Origin of the sequence: Rhodanobacter sp. B04, assembly GCF_002001125.1 — a bacterium.
Classification (GTDB): Bacteria; Pseudomonadota; Gammaproteobacteria; order Xanthomonadales; family Rhodanobacteraceae; genus Rhodanobacter.
Genome location: NZ_MUNV01000019.1, coordinates 1 through 16,041, shown reverse-complemented (window position 1 = coordinate 16,041; position 16,041 = coordinate 1). Strand labels below are relative to the sequence as shown.

20 protein-coding genes, 1 tRNA gene and 1 other RNA gene are annotated in these 16,041 nt (G+C 65.3%); 10 read left to right on the top strand and 12 right to left on the bottom strand.

Going from position 1 to position 16,041, the window contains the following annotated elements:
• Nucleotides 1–11: 11 nt before the first annotated feature.
• A complete protein-coding gene (gene cydX / locus B0E46_RS13670; protein WP_077556332.1) occupies nucleotides 12–152 on the top strand; it encodes a cytochrome bd-I oxidase subunit CydX in 141 nt (46 codons plus the stop codon).
• Here cydX and B0E46_RS13665 read toward each other — a convergent pair.
• Nucleotides 149–1,489: an aminopeptidase P N-terminal domain-containing protein gene (locus B0E46_RS13665; RefSeq protein WP_077556400.1), complete on the bottom strand. Its 1,341-nt coding sequence runs from the start codon at nucleotides 1,487–1,489 to the stop codon at nucleotides 149–151. The genes cydX and B0E46_RS13665 overlap by 4 nt on opposite strands.
• Nucleotides 1,486–2,049, bottom strand: coding sequence for a UPF0149 family protein (locus B0E46_RS13660; RefSeq protein ID WP_077556331.1), 564 nt, complete (start codon nucleotides 2,047–2,049; stop codon nucleotides 1,486–1,488). The genes B0E46_RS13665 and B0E46_RS13660 overlap by 4 nt, the downstream gene beginning before the upstream one ends.
• Nucleotides 2,050–2,162: 113 nt before the next feature.
• Between B0E46_RS13660 and B0E46_RS13655 the strand changes: the two genes are divergently transcribed.
• From B0E46_RS13655 to rpiA, 6 genes are all read left to right on the top strand, one after another.
• Nucleotides 2,163–2,402 carry a TIGR02449 family protein gene (locus B0E46_RS13655; protein WP_077556330.1) on the top strand — a complete coding sequence of 80 codons (240 nt, stop codon included), beginning with the start codon at nucleotides 2,163–2,165 and terminating at the stop codon, nucleotides 2,400–2,402.
• Nucleotides 2,402–2,707: a cell division protein ZapA gene (zapA, locus tag B0E46_RS13650; RefSeq protein WP_077556329.1), complete on the top strand. Its 306-nt coding sequence runs from the start codon at nucleotides 2,402–2,404 to the stop codon at nucleotides 2,705–2,707. Before B0E46_RS13655 ends, zapA begins: the two co-directional genes overlap by 1 nt.
• A 63-nt stretch (nucleotides 2,708–2,770) precedes the next feature.
• A non-coding RNA gene (gene ssrS, locus B0E46_RS13645) (6S RNA) lies at nucleotides 2,771–2,957 on the top strand.
• Between the two features lie 66 nt (nucleotides 2,958–3,023).
• Nucleotides 3,024–3,644 (top strand): 5-formyltetrahydrofolate cyclo-ligase, encoded by a 621-nt coding sequence (locus tag B0E46_RS13640; protein WP_077556328.1) that lies wholly within the window; start codon nucleotides 3,024–3,026, stop codon nucleotides 3,642–3,644.
• Nucleotides 3,641–4,093: an EVE domain-containing protein gene (locus tag B0E46_RS13635; protein WP_077556327.1), complete on the top strand. Its 453-nt coding sequence runs from the start codon at nucleotides 3,641–3,643 to the stop codon at nucleotides 4,091–4,093. The genes B0E46_RS13640 and B0E46_RS13635 overlap by 4 nt, the downstream gene beginning before the upstream one ends.
• A 51-nt stretch (nucleotides 4,094–4,144) precedes the next feature.
• Nucleotides 4,145–4,786, top strand: a complete 642-nt coding sequence (gene rpiA / locus B0E46_RS13630; RefSeq protein ID WP_077556326.1) for a ribose-5-phosphate isomerase RpiA — start codon at nucleotides 4,145–4,147, stop codon at nucleotides 4,784–4,786.
• An 81-nt stretch (nucleotides 4,787–4,867) separates the two neighbouring features.
• Here rpiA and B0E46_RS13625 read toward each other — a convergent pair whose 3' ends face one another.
• The 4 genes from B0E46_RS13625 to rplM form a co-directional block, all read right to left on the bottom strand.
• The gene (locus B0E46_RS13625) at nucleotides 4,868–6,766 is read right to left on the bottom strand and encodes a chloride channel protein (RefSeq protein ID WP_077556325.1); all 1,899 of its coding nucleotides are present in this window, start codon (nucleotides 6,764–6,766) and stop codon (nucleotides 4,868–4,870) included.
• 275 nt (nucleotides 6,767–7,041) lie between these two features.
• Nucleotides 7,042–7,116, bottom strand: a tRNA-Gln gene (locus tag B0E46_RS13615).
• Nucleotides 7,117–7,128: 12 nt separating this feature from the next.
• Nucleotides 7,129–7,521: a 30S ribosomal protein S9 gene (gene rpsI, locus B0E46_RS13610; protein WP_077556323.1), complete on the bottom strand. Its 393-nt coding sequence runs from the start codon at nucleotides 7,519–7,521 to the stop codon at nucleotides 7,129–7,131.
• A 9-nt stretch (nucleotides 7,522–7,530) separates the two neighbouring features.
• Nucleotides 7,531–7,959 (bottom strand): 50S ribosomal protein L13, encoded by a 429-nt coding sequence (gene rplM / locus B0E46_RS13605; RefSeq protein WP_077556322.1) that lies wholly within the window; start codon nucleotides 7,957–7,959, stop codon nucleotides 7,531–7,533.
• A 175-nt stretch (nucleotides 7,960–8,134) separates the two neighbouring features.
• Between rplM and B0E46_RS13600 the strand changes: the two genes are divergently transcribed.
• Entirely contained in the window at nucleotides 8,135–9,340 is a 1,206-nt protein-coding gene (locus tag B0E46_RS13600) for a (Fe-S)-binding protein (RefSeq protein ID WP_254425162.1), read from the top strand.
• Complete coding sequence (gene coq7 / locus B0E46_RS13595) at nucleotides 9,337–9,978, top strand: 2-polyprenyl-3-methyl-6-methoxy-1,4-benzoquinone monooxygenase (RefSeq protein ID WP_077556320.1); 642 nt, start codon at nucleotides 9,337–9,339, stop codon at nucleotides 9,976–9,978. Before B0E46_RS13600 ends, coq7 begins: the two co-directional genes overlap by 4 nt.
• Nucleotides 9,979–10,092: 114 nt before the next feature.
• Here the strand turns inward: coq7 and speD are convergent, their stop codons facing one another.
• Nucleotides 10,093–10,878 (bottom strand): adenosylmethionine decarboxylase, encoded by a 786-nt coding sequence (speD, locus tag B0E46_RS13590; protein WP_077515732.1) that lies wholly within the window; start codon nucleotides 10,876–10,878, stop codon nucleotides 10,093–10,095.
• A 255-nt stretch (nucleotides 10,879–11,133) separates the two neighbouring features.
• Here speD and crp point away from each other — a divergent pair, with 255 nt between their 5' ends.
• Nucleotides 11,134–11,868 carry a cAMP-activated global transcriptional regulator CRP gene (gene crp, locus B0E46_RS13585; RefSeq protein WP_174567087.1) on the top strand — a complete coding sequence of 245 codons (735 nt, stop codon included), beginning with the start codon at nucleotides 11,134–11,136 and terminating at the stop codon, nucleotides 11,866–11,868.
• Here crp and B0E46_RS13580 read toward each other — a convergent pair.
• The 5 genes from B0E46_RS13580 to B0E46_RS13560 all read right to left on the bottom strand — a co-directional run bounded on the left by B0E46_RS13580 (nucleotide 11,865) and on the right by B0E46_RS13560 (nucleotide 15,673).
• Nucleotides 11,865–12,380, bottom strand: a complete 516-nt coding sequence (locus B0E46_RS13580) for a GNAT family N-acetyltransferase (RefSeq protein WP_077556319.1) — start codon at nucleotides 12,378–12,380, stop codon at nucleotides 11,865–11,867. The two genes, crp and B0E46_RS13580, sit on opposite strands and share 4 nt — an antisense overlap.
• Nucleotides 12,381–12,413: 33 nt before the next feature.
• Nucleotides 12,414–13,103 (bottom strand): HAD family hydrolase, encoded by a 690-nt coding sequence (locus tag B0E46_RS13575; RefSeq protein WP_077556398.1) that lies wholly within the window; start codon nucleotides 13,101–13,103, stop codon nucleotides 12,414–12,416.
• A gap of 5 nt (nucleotides 13,104–13,108) precedes the next feature.
• Nucleotides 13,109–13,903, bottom strand: coding sequence for an indole-3-glycerol phosphate synthase TrpC (gene trpC, locus B0E46_RS13570; RefSeq protein WP_077556318.1), 795 nt, complete (start codon nucleotides 13,901–13,903; stop codon nucleotides 13,109–13,111).
• A gap of 100 nt (nucleotides 13,904–14,003) precedes the next feature.
• Complete coding sequence (gene trpD, locus B0E46_RS13565) at nucleotides 14,004–15,080, bottom strand: anthranilate phosphoribosyltransferase (RefSeq protein ID WP_077556317.1); 1,077 nt, start codon at nucleotides 15,078–15,080, stop codon at nucleotides 14,004–14,006.
• Nucleotides 15,077–15,673 (bottom strand): aminodeoxychorismate/anthranilate synthase component II, encoded by a 597-nt coding sequence (locus tag B0E46_RS13560; RefSeq protein WP_077556316.1) that lies wholly within the window; start codon nucleotides 15,671–15,673, stop codon nucleotides 15,077–15,079. The genes trpD and B0E46_RS13560 overlap by 4 nt, the downstream gene beginning before the upstream one ends.
• Nucleotides 15,674–16,041: the final 368 nt, after the last annotated feature.

Here is a 16,041-nt window from a genome sequence, read left to right as displayed (position 1 = left end):
AGCGCAGGCTGATGTGGTATTTCGCATGGATACTCGGACTGGGGCTGGCCTGCGCTTTCGCCATCCTCAATGCGATGTGGTACGAGGTGCACGCCACCGACGCGGCACACCGCGAGCGCAATGATGCGGAACTGCCGGACGAACTGAGCTAGCGTGCGGCCAGCAACGCCTCGATCTCATCCGCATGCTTCGGCATGCCGGCGGTGAGCACCTCGTTGCCGTCGCGGGTCACCGCCACGTCGTCCTCGATGCGGATGCCGATGCCGCGCCAGCGCTCGGCGACCGTACGATCGTCCGGCGCCACATACAGGCCGGGCTCCACCGTCAACACCATGTCCGGTTCGAGCAGGCGTGACTCGCCGTCGATGCGGTAGTCGCCGACGTCATGCACGTCCAGCCCCAGCCAGTGCCCGGTCTTGGCCGGGAAGAAACGCTGGTAGCTGCCTTCGGCGATCACGGCATCGGCATCGCCCTTGAGCAGGCCGAGCTGGCACAGCCCTTCAGCCAGTACGCGTACCGCTGCCGCATGCGCCGCATTGAACGGCCGGCCAGGGCGCACCTCGTCGATTGCCGCCAGTTGCGCGGTCAACACCACGTCGTACAGCGCGCGCTGTTCGCGGCTGTAGCGACCGTTAAGCGGAAACGTGCGGCTGATGTCGGACGCATAGCAGTCCAGCTCGGCACCGGCGTCGATCAACAGCAGGTCGCCATCGTTCAGCGGAGCGCGATTGGCCTGGTAGTGCATCACGCAGGCATTCGCGCCGCCGGCGACGATTGGCGGGAACGCAGGTACCGCACCGCGGCTGCGCATCACCCGCAACAGCTCGGCCTCGACCTCGTATTCGCGGCGCCCGGGCGTCGCCACCTGCAATGCAGCCAGGTGTGCCTCGACCGCAATCGCGGCGGAGGCGCGCATCAGCTTCAGTTCGGTGCGCGACTTGTACAGGCGCAGGTCGTGCAGCAGATGGCCGAGCGCGACGAATTCCTTCGGCACCACGCCGCCACCGCGCAACTGCCGCAGCTTGCGCATCCAGCCGAGTAGTTGCGCATCGAATTCCGGTTCGCGGCCGAAATGGCAGTACACGCGGCCACGGCCCTCGATCATGCCGGGCAGGATGTCGTCGATGTCCTCGATCGGGAACGCGTCGTCCATGCCGTACTCGGCCACCGCACGCTCGGTACCGATCGTCTGTCCATGCCAGCGCTCACGCACCGGATCGCGCTCGCGGCAGAACAGCACCGCCTCGCCGTGCTTGCGGCCGGGCAACAAGGCCAGCACCGCATCGGCCTCGGGAAAACCGCCGAGATAATGGAAATCGGAATCCTGCCGGTACGGCCACGCCGCGTCAGCATTGCGCATGCGCTCGGTCGCCGCGGCGATCAGCAGCACCGCATCCTCGCCGGCCATCTGCATCAGCTGGCGCCGACGCCGCGAGAATTCCTCCGGCGCGATCGCCAGCGCGGCCAGGCCCGGTGCGGTCGGAATCAATGCACGGTGCCGCTGGCCGGCCCGTCGTGCGCAGCGCACTCGGTGTGCAGCAGCATCGCGCCGACCCGCACGAACTCCTGCACTTCGATCAGCGCGTCCTCGTCTTCCTCTTCGCTGCCGAAATCGAATGACGATGCGGCAATCGTGCCCAGGTCGCGCAGAACTTCCTGCGCCTCGTCCGACAGCTGCGCATGCGCGGAAGTACCGGCCAGGCCGAAGCCGCCAAGAAAGCCGCGGCACCAGTCGACCATCGCCTCGGCACGTTCGGCCAGCGGGCGGTCGTCTTCCGGCAGCAGCGGCTCGAAACCGAGTTCGGGATCGGCCAGTTCGGCTTCACACTGCCTGGCCAATCGCTCCAGCAACGCCTCGTCGTTCGCGGTCGGCTCGGTGGCCTCGCCATCCAGCTGCAGCGCAGCCAGCACGGAGGTGCCCTGCAGCGAACCGCCACCGGCCAGATAGCCACACAGCGAACCGTGCAGTTCGCTGGCCTCGGTACCCAGTCGCAGGCGCATGATCAGCGCGTCGATATCGTCATGGCCCACGGGCCCGGCAGCCGTCATGGCGGTGCTCCTTCAAGGTAATGACCGCCAGTTTAATGCAGGTGCGATGACAGCCACCGTCCGCCACCGACGGCTGCGCTGCTTTCGGCCAGCGTCCTGTTATAGTTTCATGCATGAGTACGCCTGATCACGTCCAGCCCGATCCTGTCCAGCAAGAATTGGCCGCTCTCGGCCAGCGGCTTGATCGTCTGCTCGATACCGTGCGCCGACTCACCGAGGAAAACCGCAGCCTGCGCCAGAGCCAGGAGCAGCTTTCGGGTGAACGTGCAGGTTTGCTGGCGCGCAACGAACAGGCGCGCAGCCGCGTCGAAGCCATGATCCAGCGGTTGAAATCGCTAGAGAGCAACGGTTGATGAATACACCTGTGAGTGAACCGGTCGCGCTGCGACTGATCGACCGCGAATTCCTGATCGCCTGCGCGCCGGAAGAGCGCGAGGGCCTGCTCGAGGCCGCGGGCTTCCTCGATCGCAAGATGCGCGAACTGCGTGCGAATGCCAAGGCGCCCAGCTTCGAACGGCTGGCCGTGCTGACCGCGATCAGCGTTACCCATGAATTCCTGAGCCTGCGCAAGCAGCACGACGGGCAGGAACAGCGCCTCAGCGACGGCCTCGCGACGCTACGGCGCAAGCTCGATGCCGCCCTCGACGGCGAACGCTGAATCGGCGGACAAACCGCTTCGTCGGTAGCGCATCGCGGGGTAAACGCCTAGAATGATACCCGGCGTTTTCTGTGATGTTCGCCAGCACACTCTTACATTTGCCTTGTTCCTAAATACGGCCCCGGGTCGGCTTCACATCGGCTGTTGTGCATGTCCGCCACGTGCGGAAAGCCTCGAGGCCATGTAGCCCTCCCACCTGATCCATCTTGGATCAAGGTCGTTTGGTGTGCAGCGGCACCGCGGTTGACGCCACTTATTCCCCGCCCCGTTCGTCTCGCGATGAACGGGGCGAACTTTCGACGGAGACGCGCGAAACGTGGACGCCACCGCCCAACGACGCGAGCTTCGCCAGCGCCTGGCCGACCAGCGCCGCGCCCTCAAGCCGTCCGAGCGCATCGCCGCCGCCCAGGGCCTGCGCCGCAGCCTCGAACAGCTGCCCGAATACCTCAGCGATGCCCGTGTGGCGGGCTACTGGGCCAGTCACGGCGAGCTGCCGCTGAACCTGGTGATTCCGCCGCTGGCCACGCGCGGCCAGCAGTTCCTGCTGCCGGTGATCGGCAAAGGGAAACGCCTGCGCTTCGCGCCGTGGCAATCCGGCGAGGACGTGCAGCCGAACCGTTACGGCATCCCCGAGCCGGCTGCGCCACGCGAACTGCTGGAGCCGTTCCAGCTCGACCTGGTGCTGGTGCCCTTGCTTGGCTTCGACCGGCGCGGCAACCGGCTCGGCCACGGCGGCGGCTATTACGACCGCAGCTTCGCGTTTCTCAACGAGCAGGTGCGCCCGACCGAGCCGCTGCTGGTCGGCATCGCCTACGCGTTCCAGGAATTGCCGCAAGTCGAAGAGGAAGCCTGGGACGTCCCGCTCGACTTCGTCGCCACCGAACGCGAACTGATCGACTGCACCCTCGCCCGTCAAGACAGTGAGACCAAACCATGAACCACTGGCTGATGAAATCCGAGCCCGATGCGTTCTCGATCGACGACCTGAAGCGCAAAAAGCGCGAAGCCTGGGACGGCGTGCGCAACTACCAGGCGCGCAACTACATGCGCGACGGCATGCGTCCCGGCGACAAGGTGTTCTTCTACCACTCCAACTGCGCCACGCCTGGCATCGTCGGCATCGCCGAGGTCGCCACCGATGCGTATCCCGATCCCAGCCAGTTCGACCCGAAGAGCAAGTATTTCGATCCGGGCAGCTCGCGCGACAACCCGCGCTGGATGCTGGTCGACGTGAAGTTCGTCAAGAAGCTCAAGCGCACGATCAGCCTGGACGAACTCAAGGACCACGACGCGCTGGTCGAGATGCCGCTGCTGCGCAAGGGCAACCGGCTGTCGGTGATGCCGGTCGACGCCGCCGACTGGAAATACATTCTCGCGCTGGAATAAGCAGAACTAGCCCGCCGCGTCCTGCACAAACCACCTTACGGAACCGATCCCATGAGCAACCCGAACGAAAAACGCCAGGCCGGTGAGGCCGCGATCCGCTATATCGAGGACGGCGCCATCGTCGGCGTCGGCACCGGCTCCACTGTGGCTTTCTTCATCGATGCGTTGGCCGACCTGAAGGATCGCATCCAGGGCGCGGTATCCAGCTCGGAGCAGTCCACCGCGCAGCTGAAGCGGCTGGGCATTCCGGTGCTCGACCTCAACAGCGCCGGCCCGCTGACGATCTACATCGACGGTGCCGACGAGTGCGACCCGTACAAGCGCCTGATCAAGGGCGGCGGTGCCGCGCTGACCCGCGAGAAGATCGTCGCCGCGGCAAGCGATAAATTCGTCTGCATCATCGACTCCAGCAAGCGGGTCGACCTGCTCGGCAAGTTTCCGGTGCCGATCGAGGTGATCCCGATGGCGCGCAGCCTGATCGGCCGCGAGATCGTCAAGCGTGGCGGCCAGCCGGTGTGGCGCGACGGCGTGGTCACCGACAACGGCAACTGGATCATCGACGTGCACGGCTGGCAGATCGCCGACCCGGCCGCGCTGGAGAGCGAGCTCAACCAGCTGCCCGGCATCGTCACGGTCGGCCTGTTCGCGCGCCGGCCGGCCGATGTGGTGCTGATCGGCGACCAGGTGATGTAAGCCGGTAGCCGCGCGCCCCGCCATCACGAAAAACGGCCCATATGGGCCGTTTTTCATTTCTGCTGGATAGCTCTCGCGGAATTACGCCACGGGACGCGGCTTCAGGCCATCGCGGAAGCGCAAGTGGCGGGAAGACTTGCGTGCCTCGCGCAACCGGCGTCCATGCGCGGAAAGCAGGTCACCGCGGGTGATGATGCCGACCAGCGTATGCGGCTCATCCTTGCTCAGCACGACCAGCCGCCCCACGCTCTCGGCCACCATGTGGTCGGCGGCCTCGCGCAACGAATGGCTCTCGTTCACCGCGATCAGCGGCCGCGTCATCAGCTCGCCCAGGGTCAAGGTGTAATGCCATTGCGGATCGAGCAGGGTCCGCCGGGTCAGCACACCTTGCACGCGCTCGTTCTCGTCCAGCACCGGATAGCCCTGGTGCTGCGTCTCGGGCGCCCCTTCGGCCAGCCAGCGGCGCACTTCGGCCAACGCCTGGGTGGCACGCAAGGTCACCACGTCGCGCGTGCAGGCCTCGCCCACGCCGACCTGATCGAGGTAGTCGGCCACGTATTCGGACGGCACGCGTACGCCGCGACGAACGATCTTCTCGGTCATGATGGTATTGCGCATCATCAGCGCCGAGATCAGGTAGGCCGCCGTGCAGCCACCGAGCAGCGGCAGCAGGCCGGCCGGCTGGCCGGTGGTCTCGAAGGCGAACACCACCGCGGTAAGCAAAGCACGCGACGCCCCGGCGAAGATCGCCGCCATGCCGACCAGGGCGGCAATGCGCGGATCCACGCCGAACTGCGGCGCCACCGCCGCGATGCCCAGACCGATCAGCGCGCCCAGCGCGCCGCCGATGGTGAACAACGGCGCCAGCGTACCGCCCGAGGTGCCGCTGCCCAGCGCGATCGACCACGACACGAACTTCATCACGCACAGGAACGCCAGTGTCGCCAAGGTCAGCCGGCCATTGATGATGTTCTCGATATTGGTATAGCCCACGCCCAATGTCAGCGGCGCGTAATAGCCGATCAGACCCACCACCAGGCCGCCGAGCGCCGGCCACCACATCCAGTGGACCGGCAGTTTCTCGAACAGGTCCTCGATGCCGTACACGATCCGCGTGGTCCACACGCTGACCACGCCGATGATCGCGCCGAGGATCACGTAGAGCAGCAGCGCCATCCCGCCGGGCGCGGCCAGCACCGGCATCTGGAACACCGGCGCCGATCCTTGCAGTGCATAGCGCACGCCAGTGGCCGCGACGCAGGCCAGCGCCACCGGGATCAGCGAGCGCGGGCGAAGCTCGAACAACAGCAACTCGACCGCCAGCACCACCGCCGCAATCGGCGCCGAGAACACCGCCGCCATCCCGGCCGCCGCACCGGCCGCCAGCAGCACCTTGCGCTCGCTGCCGGTCACCTTCACCACCTGGCCGACGAACGAGCCCAGTGCGCCGCCGGTGGCGATGATCGGGCCCTCGGCGCCGAACGGGCCACCGGTACCGATCGCGATCGCCGAAGAGATCGGCTTCAGGAAGGTGATTCGCGGCGGGATCTTCGATTCATTGAGCAGCACCTGCTCCATCGCCTCGGGAATGCCGTGGCCACGAATGGCGCGTGAACCCCAGCGCGCCATCACGCCCACGATCACGCCACCAATCGCCGGGATGACCACCACCCACCAACCCAGGTGCGGCACGGCATCGGCCGGCGAGGAAAACGCGGTGGACCAGCGACCGTAGAACGCCAGATTCGTGACCAGCCCGATCAGCGCGGTCAGCAGCTTCGCGATCAGCGCCGCCAGCACGCCCAACACGACGCAGACTGCGGTGATCCGCAGCACACGCTTGTCCACCAGGGTCGAACGGCGCGGCATGCGCGCGACGTCCAGACTTGGGCCCATCGAGGGAGCCAGCGGCAACGCGTCGGTACTTCCCTCGGTGCGCACATCCGGATGAGCGGATCCGTTCTCGTTCGCAGAAGTCATCGTTCCACCGGTGGGGTCAAAGGCGGAAATTTTACGCCGGGGCGACACAGAACCGAAGAGCAGAGAGGACTGATTTGCAATGAAATATCTTGCAGCACCTGGCCATTCCCGGATCGGCGATCAGTTGCCGATCATGCTCGAAGCCGTGCTGATCCATCGAATGCAGCTTCATCGCGAAGCCACTGCCCGCCTCGTCGCGGAAACGAAAAAGCCCGCCGAAAGGCGGGCTTTGGATCGCATCACCACACATCACGGCTGGTGTCGGGATCTGGATGTGGCAGCCCCGGATGGATTCGAACCACCGAATGCCTGAGTCAGAGTCAGGTGCCTTACCGCTTGGCGACGGGGCTATGAAGCTGAGTTTAGCGCTTCGAGAACTGCGTGGCGCGACGGGCCTTGTGCAGACCGACCTTCTTGCGCTCGACTTCGCGGGCGTCGCGGGTCACGAAACCGGCCTTGCGCAGCGGCGACTTCAGGCTTTCGTCGTACTCGATCAGCGCGCGGGCGATACCCAGGCGGATCGCACCGGCCTGACCGGTGATGCCGCCACCGGCGACCGTCACCTTGATGTCGAACTTGTCGGTGCTCTGGGTCAATTCGAGCGGCTGGCGCACGATCATGCACGAGGTCTCGCGCCCAAAGAACTGCTCGAGCGACTTGCCGTTGACTTCGATCGCGCCCTTGCCCTTGCGCAGGAACACGCGGGCGGCGGAGGTCTTGCGGCGGCCGGTGCCGTAATTCTGCTGGATCGTCATGATGGTTCCTTAGATTTCCAGCGCCTGCGGCTGCTGTGCGGTATGCGGATGCTCGGCACCGCCGTAGACCTTGAGCTTGCGATACATCTCGCGGCCCAGCGGATTCTTCGGCAGCATGCCCTTGACGGCGGTCTCGATCACGCGCTCCGGGTAGGTCGCCAGCAGGTCCTTCAGACTGGTGGTCTTCAGGTTGCCGATGTAACCGGTGAAGCGGTGGTACATCTTGTCGTCCAGCTTGGCACCGGTGACAGCCACCTTCTGCGCGTTGATCACCACGATATAATCGCCGGTGTCGCAATGCGGGGTGTATTCCGGCTTGTGCTTGCCGCGCAGACGACGAGCGATTTCAGTCGACAGGCGACCGAGCGTCTTGTTCGTGGCGTCAACCACGAACCAGTCGCGCTTGACGTTGTCTGCATTGGCGCTAAACGTTTTCATTTCAGAATACCTGTCTGCCGCCGTGAGGCGGTACGCATGGTTCAAGTGAGCATGCTTCGGTGGAACAAAGGCGCGAGATGATAGCGGAGCTGTCACCCATGGCGCAAGCCCACCGACCGGCGGGCTGTGAGCTGGCAATGATAGCATGACCAGCATGCCGCTTGAAAAGTCCCCCATGCCCGGACCTGCCGGCCGCGTCGCCGAACTGGCCGACCAATGCGTGCAATGCGGGTTGTGCCTGCCCGTATGCCCCACCTACGCACTGGACCGCAACGAGGCGGAATCACCGCGTGGACGCATCGCCATCGCCGCGGCACTGTCCAGCGGACTGGCCGAACCGACGGCGGAACTGCGCGAACCGCTGGATCACTGCCTGGGCTGCCTCGACTGCGAGAAAGTGTGCCCGGCGCAGGTGCAGTATGACGAACTGCTGATCGAAACCCGTGCCCTGCTGGGGCCGTCATCACGACATCCCCGGCGACTGCTGAGCCTGATCAAGCGGCCGGCGCTGCTGCGCGCCCTGCGCCGGCTCGGCCACGGCATCGCCCTGCCACGCTGGAAAGGCTGGCTGATCCGGCGCCTGCCGGCGCATTCGCCATGGCGCACAGCCCTGCTGACCCTGCCTGCAACGCTTCCGGCCTCGCCTGTTCGAGCCGGTGACCAGGACATCGGAAAGGTACGGCTGGCGTTATTCCCCGGCTGCGTGGCCAGCGTCGAGGATGCCGAGGCCCAGCAAGCCGCCATCACCCTGCTGCAGGCCGCCGGCTTTCGGATCAGCGTGCTGCCTGCTTTCTGCTGTGGCGCGATGGACCTGCATGGCGGTGCAACGCAGGCCGCCGAACAGGCCGCACAACGCGTGCGCAGCGCCTGGGAAGCCAGTGGCGCGACCCAGCTGGTGTCGGTGACGCCTGGCTGCCTCGGCACGCTGCGGCGTGCCCTGCCCGGTGTGCGCGTGCTCGACCCGCTGACATTGCTGGCCACCCATGCCGAATCGCTGCAGTTCCGGCCGTTGTCGCTGCGGGTCGTCGTGCATCTGCCGTGCACCCAGGTCAACGTGGCGTGCAGCGACAGCGCCCTGCTGCAGCTGCTGCGCCACGTGCCGGATCTGGACGTGATGCCGTTGCCGCGGCCGCCGCACTGCTGCGGCGCAGCCGGCAGCCACCTGCTCGAATTCCCCGAGCGTGCCGCACCGCTGCGCGACGCGACACTGCGACAAGCCGCCACGCTGGATCCGCAGCAGCTGTTGTCGTCCAATATCGGCTGTCGCCTGTATCTGGCCGCGGGTATCGATGCACAGGGCCTGCACTGGCCAACCCGGCATCCGCTGAGCTTGCTGGCCCAGCAATTGATGAACGCTCCATCGGAACAGGAAAACCCATGAACGTGCGCACGCTGACCCCGCTCGATCGCCTGCTCGCCGGCTGCGAACGCGCGCTCGAAGCGATCGCCGGCACGCCGGCGGCCCGGCGCCCCTCGCCTGCCGCCGGCATCGGCGAAGCCGAGCTGGACGATGCCGAGCGCCGCCATGCCGCCGGCTTGATGCGGATCAACCATACCGGCGAGGTCTGTGCGCAGGCGCTGTATCTAGGCCAGGCCGCGCTGGCGCGCAACGCCGGCAACCGCGAACATCTGCTGCACGCGGCCGCCGAGGAAACCGATCACCTGGCCTGGTGCACGCAACGCCTGCGACAGCTGGACAGCCGACCGAGCCTGCTGAACCCCCTGTGGTACGCCGGCAGCTACGCGATCGGCGCGCTGGCGGCGGTGGCCGGCGATCCGGTCAGCCTCGGCTTCGTGGTCGAGACCGAACGCCAGGTGGAAGCCCACCTGGCCGAACATCTTGAACGCTTGCCCGTACAGGATGAGCGCTCGCGCGCCGTGTTGACGCAGATGCAGGCCGATGAGATCCGCCACGCGCAAGCGGCGCAGCAACGTGGCGGCATCGAACTGCCGTTTCCGCTGCCGCAGTTGATGCACGCCAGCTCGATGGTGATGAAGACGGTGGCGTATCGCGTATAGGCGCACCCTGCGCGCGCCGCTCTTGTTCCGTGCCGAAGGGACAAACCGCATCGCGCACAGGGTGCACTCCGGCAAACAGCACCAGAAAAAACCCGCCTTCCGGCGGGTTTTTCGTCACATCAGGTTGCGGCCGTGGAACAGCTCCTCGATCTCGCGGCGCAGCAGCTGCTCGATGCGCTGGCGCTCCTTGAACGACAGGTCGTCGGCGTGCGAGTCGAACAGATAGGTGTCCAGGTCGAAGTCCTTGATGTGCATCTTCGTGTGGAACATGTTTTCCTGGTACACGTTGACGTCGAACATCTCGTACTTCTGGCGGATGTGCTTGGCCAGATAGTCCTGCACCGAGTTGATCTTGTGGTCGATGAAGTGCTTCTTGCCCTTCACGTCGCGGGTGAAGCCGCGCACGCGGTAGTCGCACACCACGATGTCCGACTCGAAGCTGTCGATCAGGTAGTTCAGCGCCTTCAGCGGCGAGATCACGCCGCAGGTGGCCACGTCGATGTCCGCGCGGAAGGTCGCGATACCGTTGTGCGGATGCGTTTCCGGATAGGTATGGACGGTGATGTGGCTCTTGTCCATGTGCGCGACCACGGCACCGGAGATGGTGTCGCGGCCGAGCTTCTCCAGCACCGGCTCCTCGGAGATCAGCATGGTCACCGACGCGCCCTGCGGGTCGTAGTCCTGGCGCGCGATGTTCAGGATGTTCGCGCCGATGATCTCCGCCACGTCGGTGAGGATCTGGGTCAGGCGGTCGGCATCGTACTGGTCATCGATGTACTCGATGTAGTTGCGGCGCTGGTCTTCGGACACCGCGTAGCAGATGTCGTAGATGTTGAAGCTCAAGGCCTTGGTCAGGTTGTTGAAACCCTGCAGGCGCAGACGGGGAAGCGGTTTGACCACGGCGGCTCTCCATGACCGGACTTCCGGTCAGCAGTAGAGGCGGGTTAGCGACAAGGGTCCCCGCAAAATGGTGTGAAGCACGGACAAGCAGTCTGTGCGACCCTTGTGAACGGCATGCGACAGACTCGCCACAACCGAAAGACCGCGAAGTATGCGGCAAAACGGAAAGAAAATGAACCTCCGGCAAGCGGTCCGGGTTTGTCATAATGCCGCCGGGACAGGGGCGAATGCGAAAATGAACACTCTGGCGCGGCCATGGTCGCGTCCTGGAATTACAACCTCTCGGAAGACACCGTGGCGCAACTCAAGTACCAACTTCAGCAGGCTTTCGAACGCTCACAGGCCCCGCTCGGGTTTGCGCCCGACCCCGCCTCGATGGAGCGATTCCTGGCGCTTTGCCATCGCCGCCGCTACCCCGGCAAGACCGCGATCATCCGTCCCGGCGACCCCGCCAACACGTTGTATTACGTCATCGAGGGCTCGCTGGCGGTATGCACCGAGGACGAGCAGGGGCGCGAACTGATCCTCGCCTATATCAGCCGCGGCCAGTTCATCGGCGAGATGGGCCTGTTCGTGGAGCAGGCGCAGCGCGAGTCGATGGTGCGCACGCGCACAGCCTGCGAAATGGCCGAAGTGAGCTACGAACGCCTGTTCCAGTTGATGGAGGGTCCGCTGCGCGAGGAGTGCCCGAAGATCCTGTTCGCGATCGGCTCCCAGCTCACCAACCGCCTGCTGCGCACCTCCCGCCAGGTCAGCCGGATGGCGTTCATGGACGTCACCAACCGCATCTCGCGCACCCTGCTCGACCTGTGCCAGGAACCCGACTCGATGACCCATCCGGACGGCACGCAGATCCGCATCTCGCGCCAGGAAGTCAGTCGCATCGTCGGCTGCTCGCGCGAGATGGTCGGCCGGGTGCTGAAGCAGCTGGAAGAACAGCGGATGATCGACGTCTCCGGCAAGACCATCGTGGTGCGCGGCACCCGCTAGGATCGGCGCGCCGGAACAGCGCCCTGCTGCGGCGCGTAGACCATGTAGACGTCCGCACGCGCGTAATGCGAAACGGCGCGGATCGTCGGCTGCAGCACGAAGCCGGCCCGTTCGTACATTTGCAGCGCCGGCTTCAGGCTGCTGTTGGATTCGAGGAACAGGGCATGGCCGCGGCGGCGATGGAATTCGGCGATCGCCGCCTCCAGCAGCAGGCGGCCGGCGCCCAGGCCGCGAAACGACTCGTCCACGCCCATCTTGGAAAGCTCGTAGACGCCCGGCGCCTCATGCAGCAGCGCACAGGTGCCGATCACCGCATCGCCCAGCCGGGCGAAAAAGATCGCCCCGCCCGGCGCCAGCACCGCATGTTCCGGATCGCGCAGGACCTGCTCGTCGATCGGTTCGATCACGAAGTGCTTCTGCAGCCACGCCGCATTGAGCGAGTAGAAGTACTCGCGCAGGCATGGCTCGAACGGCACGATCTCGATCTGTGACGGCATCAACGTAGTGTGCATGGCCGGAATCTTCGGATGCGGCGGCAGTGAACCTCAGAACCACTCGACACGGGTGACCGCGTGGCCGAGCGCCTTCTCGATCTTCTTGCACAGCGTGGGCGTGGCGTTGACCAGCACGGCTTCGGTGGCCACTTTCAGCATCGGTGCGTCGTACATCGAATCGCCGTACGCCACCTGCCAGGCCGTGAGCCCGTGCTGCGCCAGCTTTTCGACCTTGCGCCGGCCCACGTTGTGCCACAGCGGCCGCATGCCGAACCAGCCGCGGCGCAGCTGCGAGGCGAGCACCTCCAGGTTGGTCAGCCCCAGCTGCTGCAGGATGCCGCTCACCAAGGTGTGCTCGCAGCCGGTCACCACGATCACCCGATCGCCGGCCGCCTGATGCCGGCGCAGCGTCTGCAGGCCGTCGCGGCAGAATTGCCGCGACCGCTGCACCAGGACCGCGGCGAACGCATTCGCGGCTGCCTGATAACGCTGCTCGCCCAAGCCGAACAGCGCGATGCGCACCAGGGTGCGCAGCGGCAGGCGACGCGAGAACGGCAGCTGCAACAGCAGGACCGGTGCGCACAGCAGGGCCAGCAACATTCGCCACGGCGCGCGTTTGTAACGCTCGCGCGTGAACAGGTAGAACGCATCACCGTGGAACAACACGCCGTCGAAATCGAACAACACCACTCGCTGCGTCGCCGCCTCGGCGGTCACCGCGTCCATTTCCCCCTTTGGCATGATGGTCACGGCGTGGCGAACAGCCGTCGCAATTCGCTACCGGGATCCTCGGCGCGCATGAATGCCTCGCCGATCAGGAACGCCTGGATGCCGCCCTCGCGCAGGCGCGCCACGTCTTCCGGCGTGTGGATGCCCGACTCGGCGACCAGCACGCGGTCGTACTCGATCATGGATTGCATGGCCAGCGAGGTTTCCAGCGAGGTCTCGAAGTTGCGCAGGTTGCGGTTGTTGACGCCGATCAGCGGCACCGGCAACGCCAGCGCACGCTCCATCTCTTCCTCGTTGTGCACTTCGCACAGCACATCCAGGTCGAGCTCGGCAGCCAGCAGCGACAACTGCAGCAACACGTCGTCATCCAGCGCGGCGACGATCAGCAGGATGCAGTCGGCGCCGATCGCGCGCGCCTCGTATACCTGGTAGGGGTCGATGATGAAATCCTTGCGCAGCAACGGCAGCGAACACGCCGCGCGCGCCTGCTGCAGGAACGCCTCGCTGCCCTGGAAGAAGTCGCTGTCGGTCAGCACCGACAGGCAGGCCGCGCCGGCGGCTTCATAGCTCTTCGCAATCGCGGAAGGATCGAAATTCGGGCGGATCACGCCCTTGCTCGGGCTGGCCTTCTTCACTTCGGCGATCACGGCCGGCAGGCCGTCGGCAATCTTGGCCTCGATCGCCGCGGCGAAACCGCGGGTGTCCGGCAGCTCGGCGATGCGCGCCATCAGTTCGGCCTGCGGCAGCCTGGCCTGGCGTTCGGCAATCTCTTCCGCCTTGCGGGCAAGAATGCGATTGAGGATGTCGGTCATGGCATCTCACTCGTTACGGTCGTTACTGCATGGAGCGCATCCTATGCGCGATTGCGATGCCGTGTCTTCTACGCAATGCAGGCACGCACTCGGCGGGCATTCATCGCGAACCGGCGAGCCGGCGGGTCACTGCCACGAAGGCCTGCATTTTCGCATGTGCGGCGCCGCTGGCAATCGTGGCGCGGGCAAGCTCGATGCCATCGTCGATGGACTGGACCACATCGGCCGCATAAAGTGCGGCGCCAGCGTTCAGGCAGACGATGTCGTGCGGTATGCCGCGGCGGCCTTCCAGCGCCTCCAGCAGCATCGCCTTCGACTCGTCCACATTCTCCACCCGCAGGTTGCGGCTGGAGGCCATCGCCAGCCCGAAATCCTCCGGCTCGAGTTCGTACTCATGCACCACGCCATGGCGCAGCTCGCCGACCAGGGTGGCCGCGCCCAGCGAAACCTCGTCCATGCCGTCGCGCCCCCACACCACCAGCGCATGCTGCGCGCCGAGCTGCTGCAGCACGCGCACCTGGATGCCGACGAGGTCGGGATGGAACACGCCCATCAGGATGTTCGGCGCGCCGGCCGGATTGGTCAACGGGCCGAGGATGTTGAACAGCGTGCGCACGCCCATTTCCTTGCGCACCGGCGCCACCACCTTCATCGCCGGATGATGGTTCGGCGCGAACATGAAGCCGATGCCGGTCTCGGCCATGCACTCGGCCACCTGCGCCGGCGGCAGATCGATCGACGCGCCCAAGGCTTCCAGCACATCCGCACTGCCGGATTTCGACGACACGCTGCGGCCGCCGTGCTTGGCGACGCGCGCGCCTGCCGCCGCCGCGACGAACATCGACGCGGTGGAGATGTTGAAACTGGAGGCGCCGTCGCCGCCGGTGCCGACAATATCCAGCAAGTGCTCGGTGCCGCCCGTGATGGGCACCTTCGCCGACAGCTCGCGCATCACCCGCGCGGCGCCGGTGATCTCGCCCACGGTTTCCTTCTTCACGCGCAGGCCGGTCATGATCGCTGCCGTCATCAGCGGGCTCACTTCGCCGCGCATGATCTGGCGCATCAGCGCGATCATCTCGTCGTGGAAGATCTCGCGGTGCTCGATCGTGCGCTGCAGCGCTTCCTGCGGGGTGATCGTGATGTCGCGCCCGCCTTTGCCGATCGCATCCGCGCTCATGCGGCCAGCTTCAGCGGCAGGCCGAGGAAGTTGCGCAGCAGGTCGTGACCGTGCTGGGTCAGGATCGATTCCGGATGGAACTGCACGCCCTCCACCGCCAGCGCCTTGTGGCGCAGGCCCATGATCTCGTCGATCGAGCCGTCCGGATTTTCCGTCCATGCGGTGACTTCCAGGCAATCCGGCAGCGACGACTGCTCCACCACCAGCGAGTGGTAGCGCGTCGCCTCGAACGGATCCGGCAAGCCGGCGAACACGCCCTGTCCGCGGTGCCGCACCGGCGAGGTCTTGCCATGCATGATCTGCTTGGCACGGATCACCTTGCCGCCGAACACCTGGCCGATCGCCTGGTGGCCGAGGCACACGCCGAACACCGGAATCTTGCCGGCCAGCTCGCGCAACACATCCAGCGAAACACCCGAATCGTCCGGTGTACCGGGTCCCGGCGAGATCATGATGTGCGAAGGTTTCAGCGCACGGATGCCGGCGATATCCAGTGCATCGTTGCGCACCACCTTCACCTGCTGCCCCAGTTCACCCAGGTACTGCACGAGATTGAAAGTGAAGCTGTCGTAGTTGTCGATCATCAGGAGCATAGTTGGCTTATCTCTTTGATTTTACTGATACTACTAACTAAGAATCGCCCGTAATACCCGCAATGATACCCGCAATTTTCTTGAGTGCCCTGCGCTTCCTAATACGAGTCAACTGCATGCTCTCACGCGCCCGTCATTTACCGAACCGGGCATGTGTCTCACCCCGGGCCAGCACGTCCGGGCGACGCACCGTGCGGAGGTATATTTTCAGCCAATACTACGCACGACGAAAGCCATGATCTGTTGATTTCCGCCGAAAACTGAGCCGGGTTTTTCATCGAAAAGTGAGCCACCCGTTCGTGCTGCAGGTTAGCTCAGATCGGGGTTGAGATCGGGGTCTTGGTCTCCTTCTTGATGTCAGTGCCATG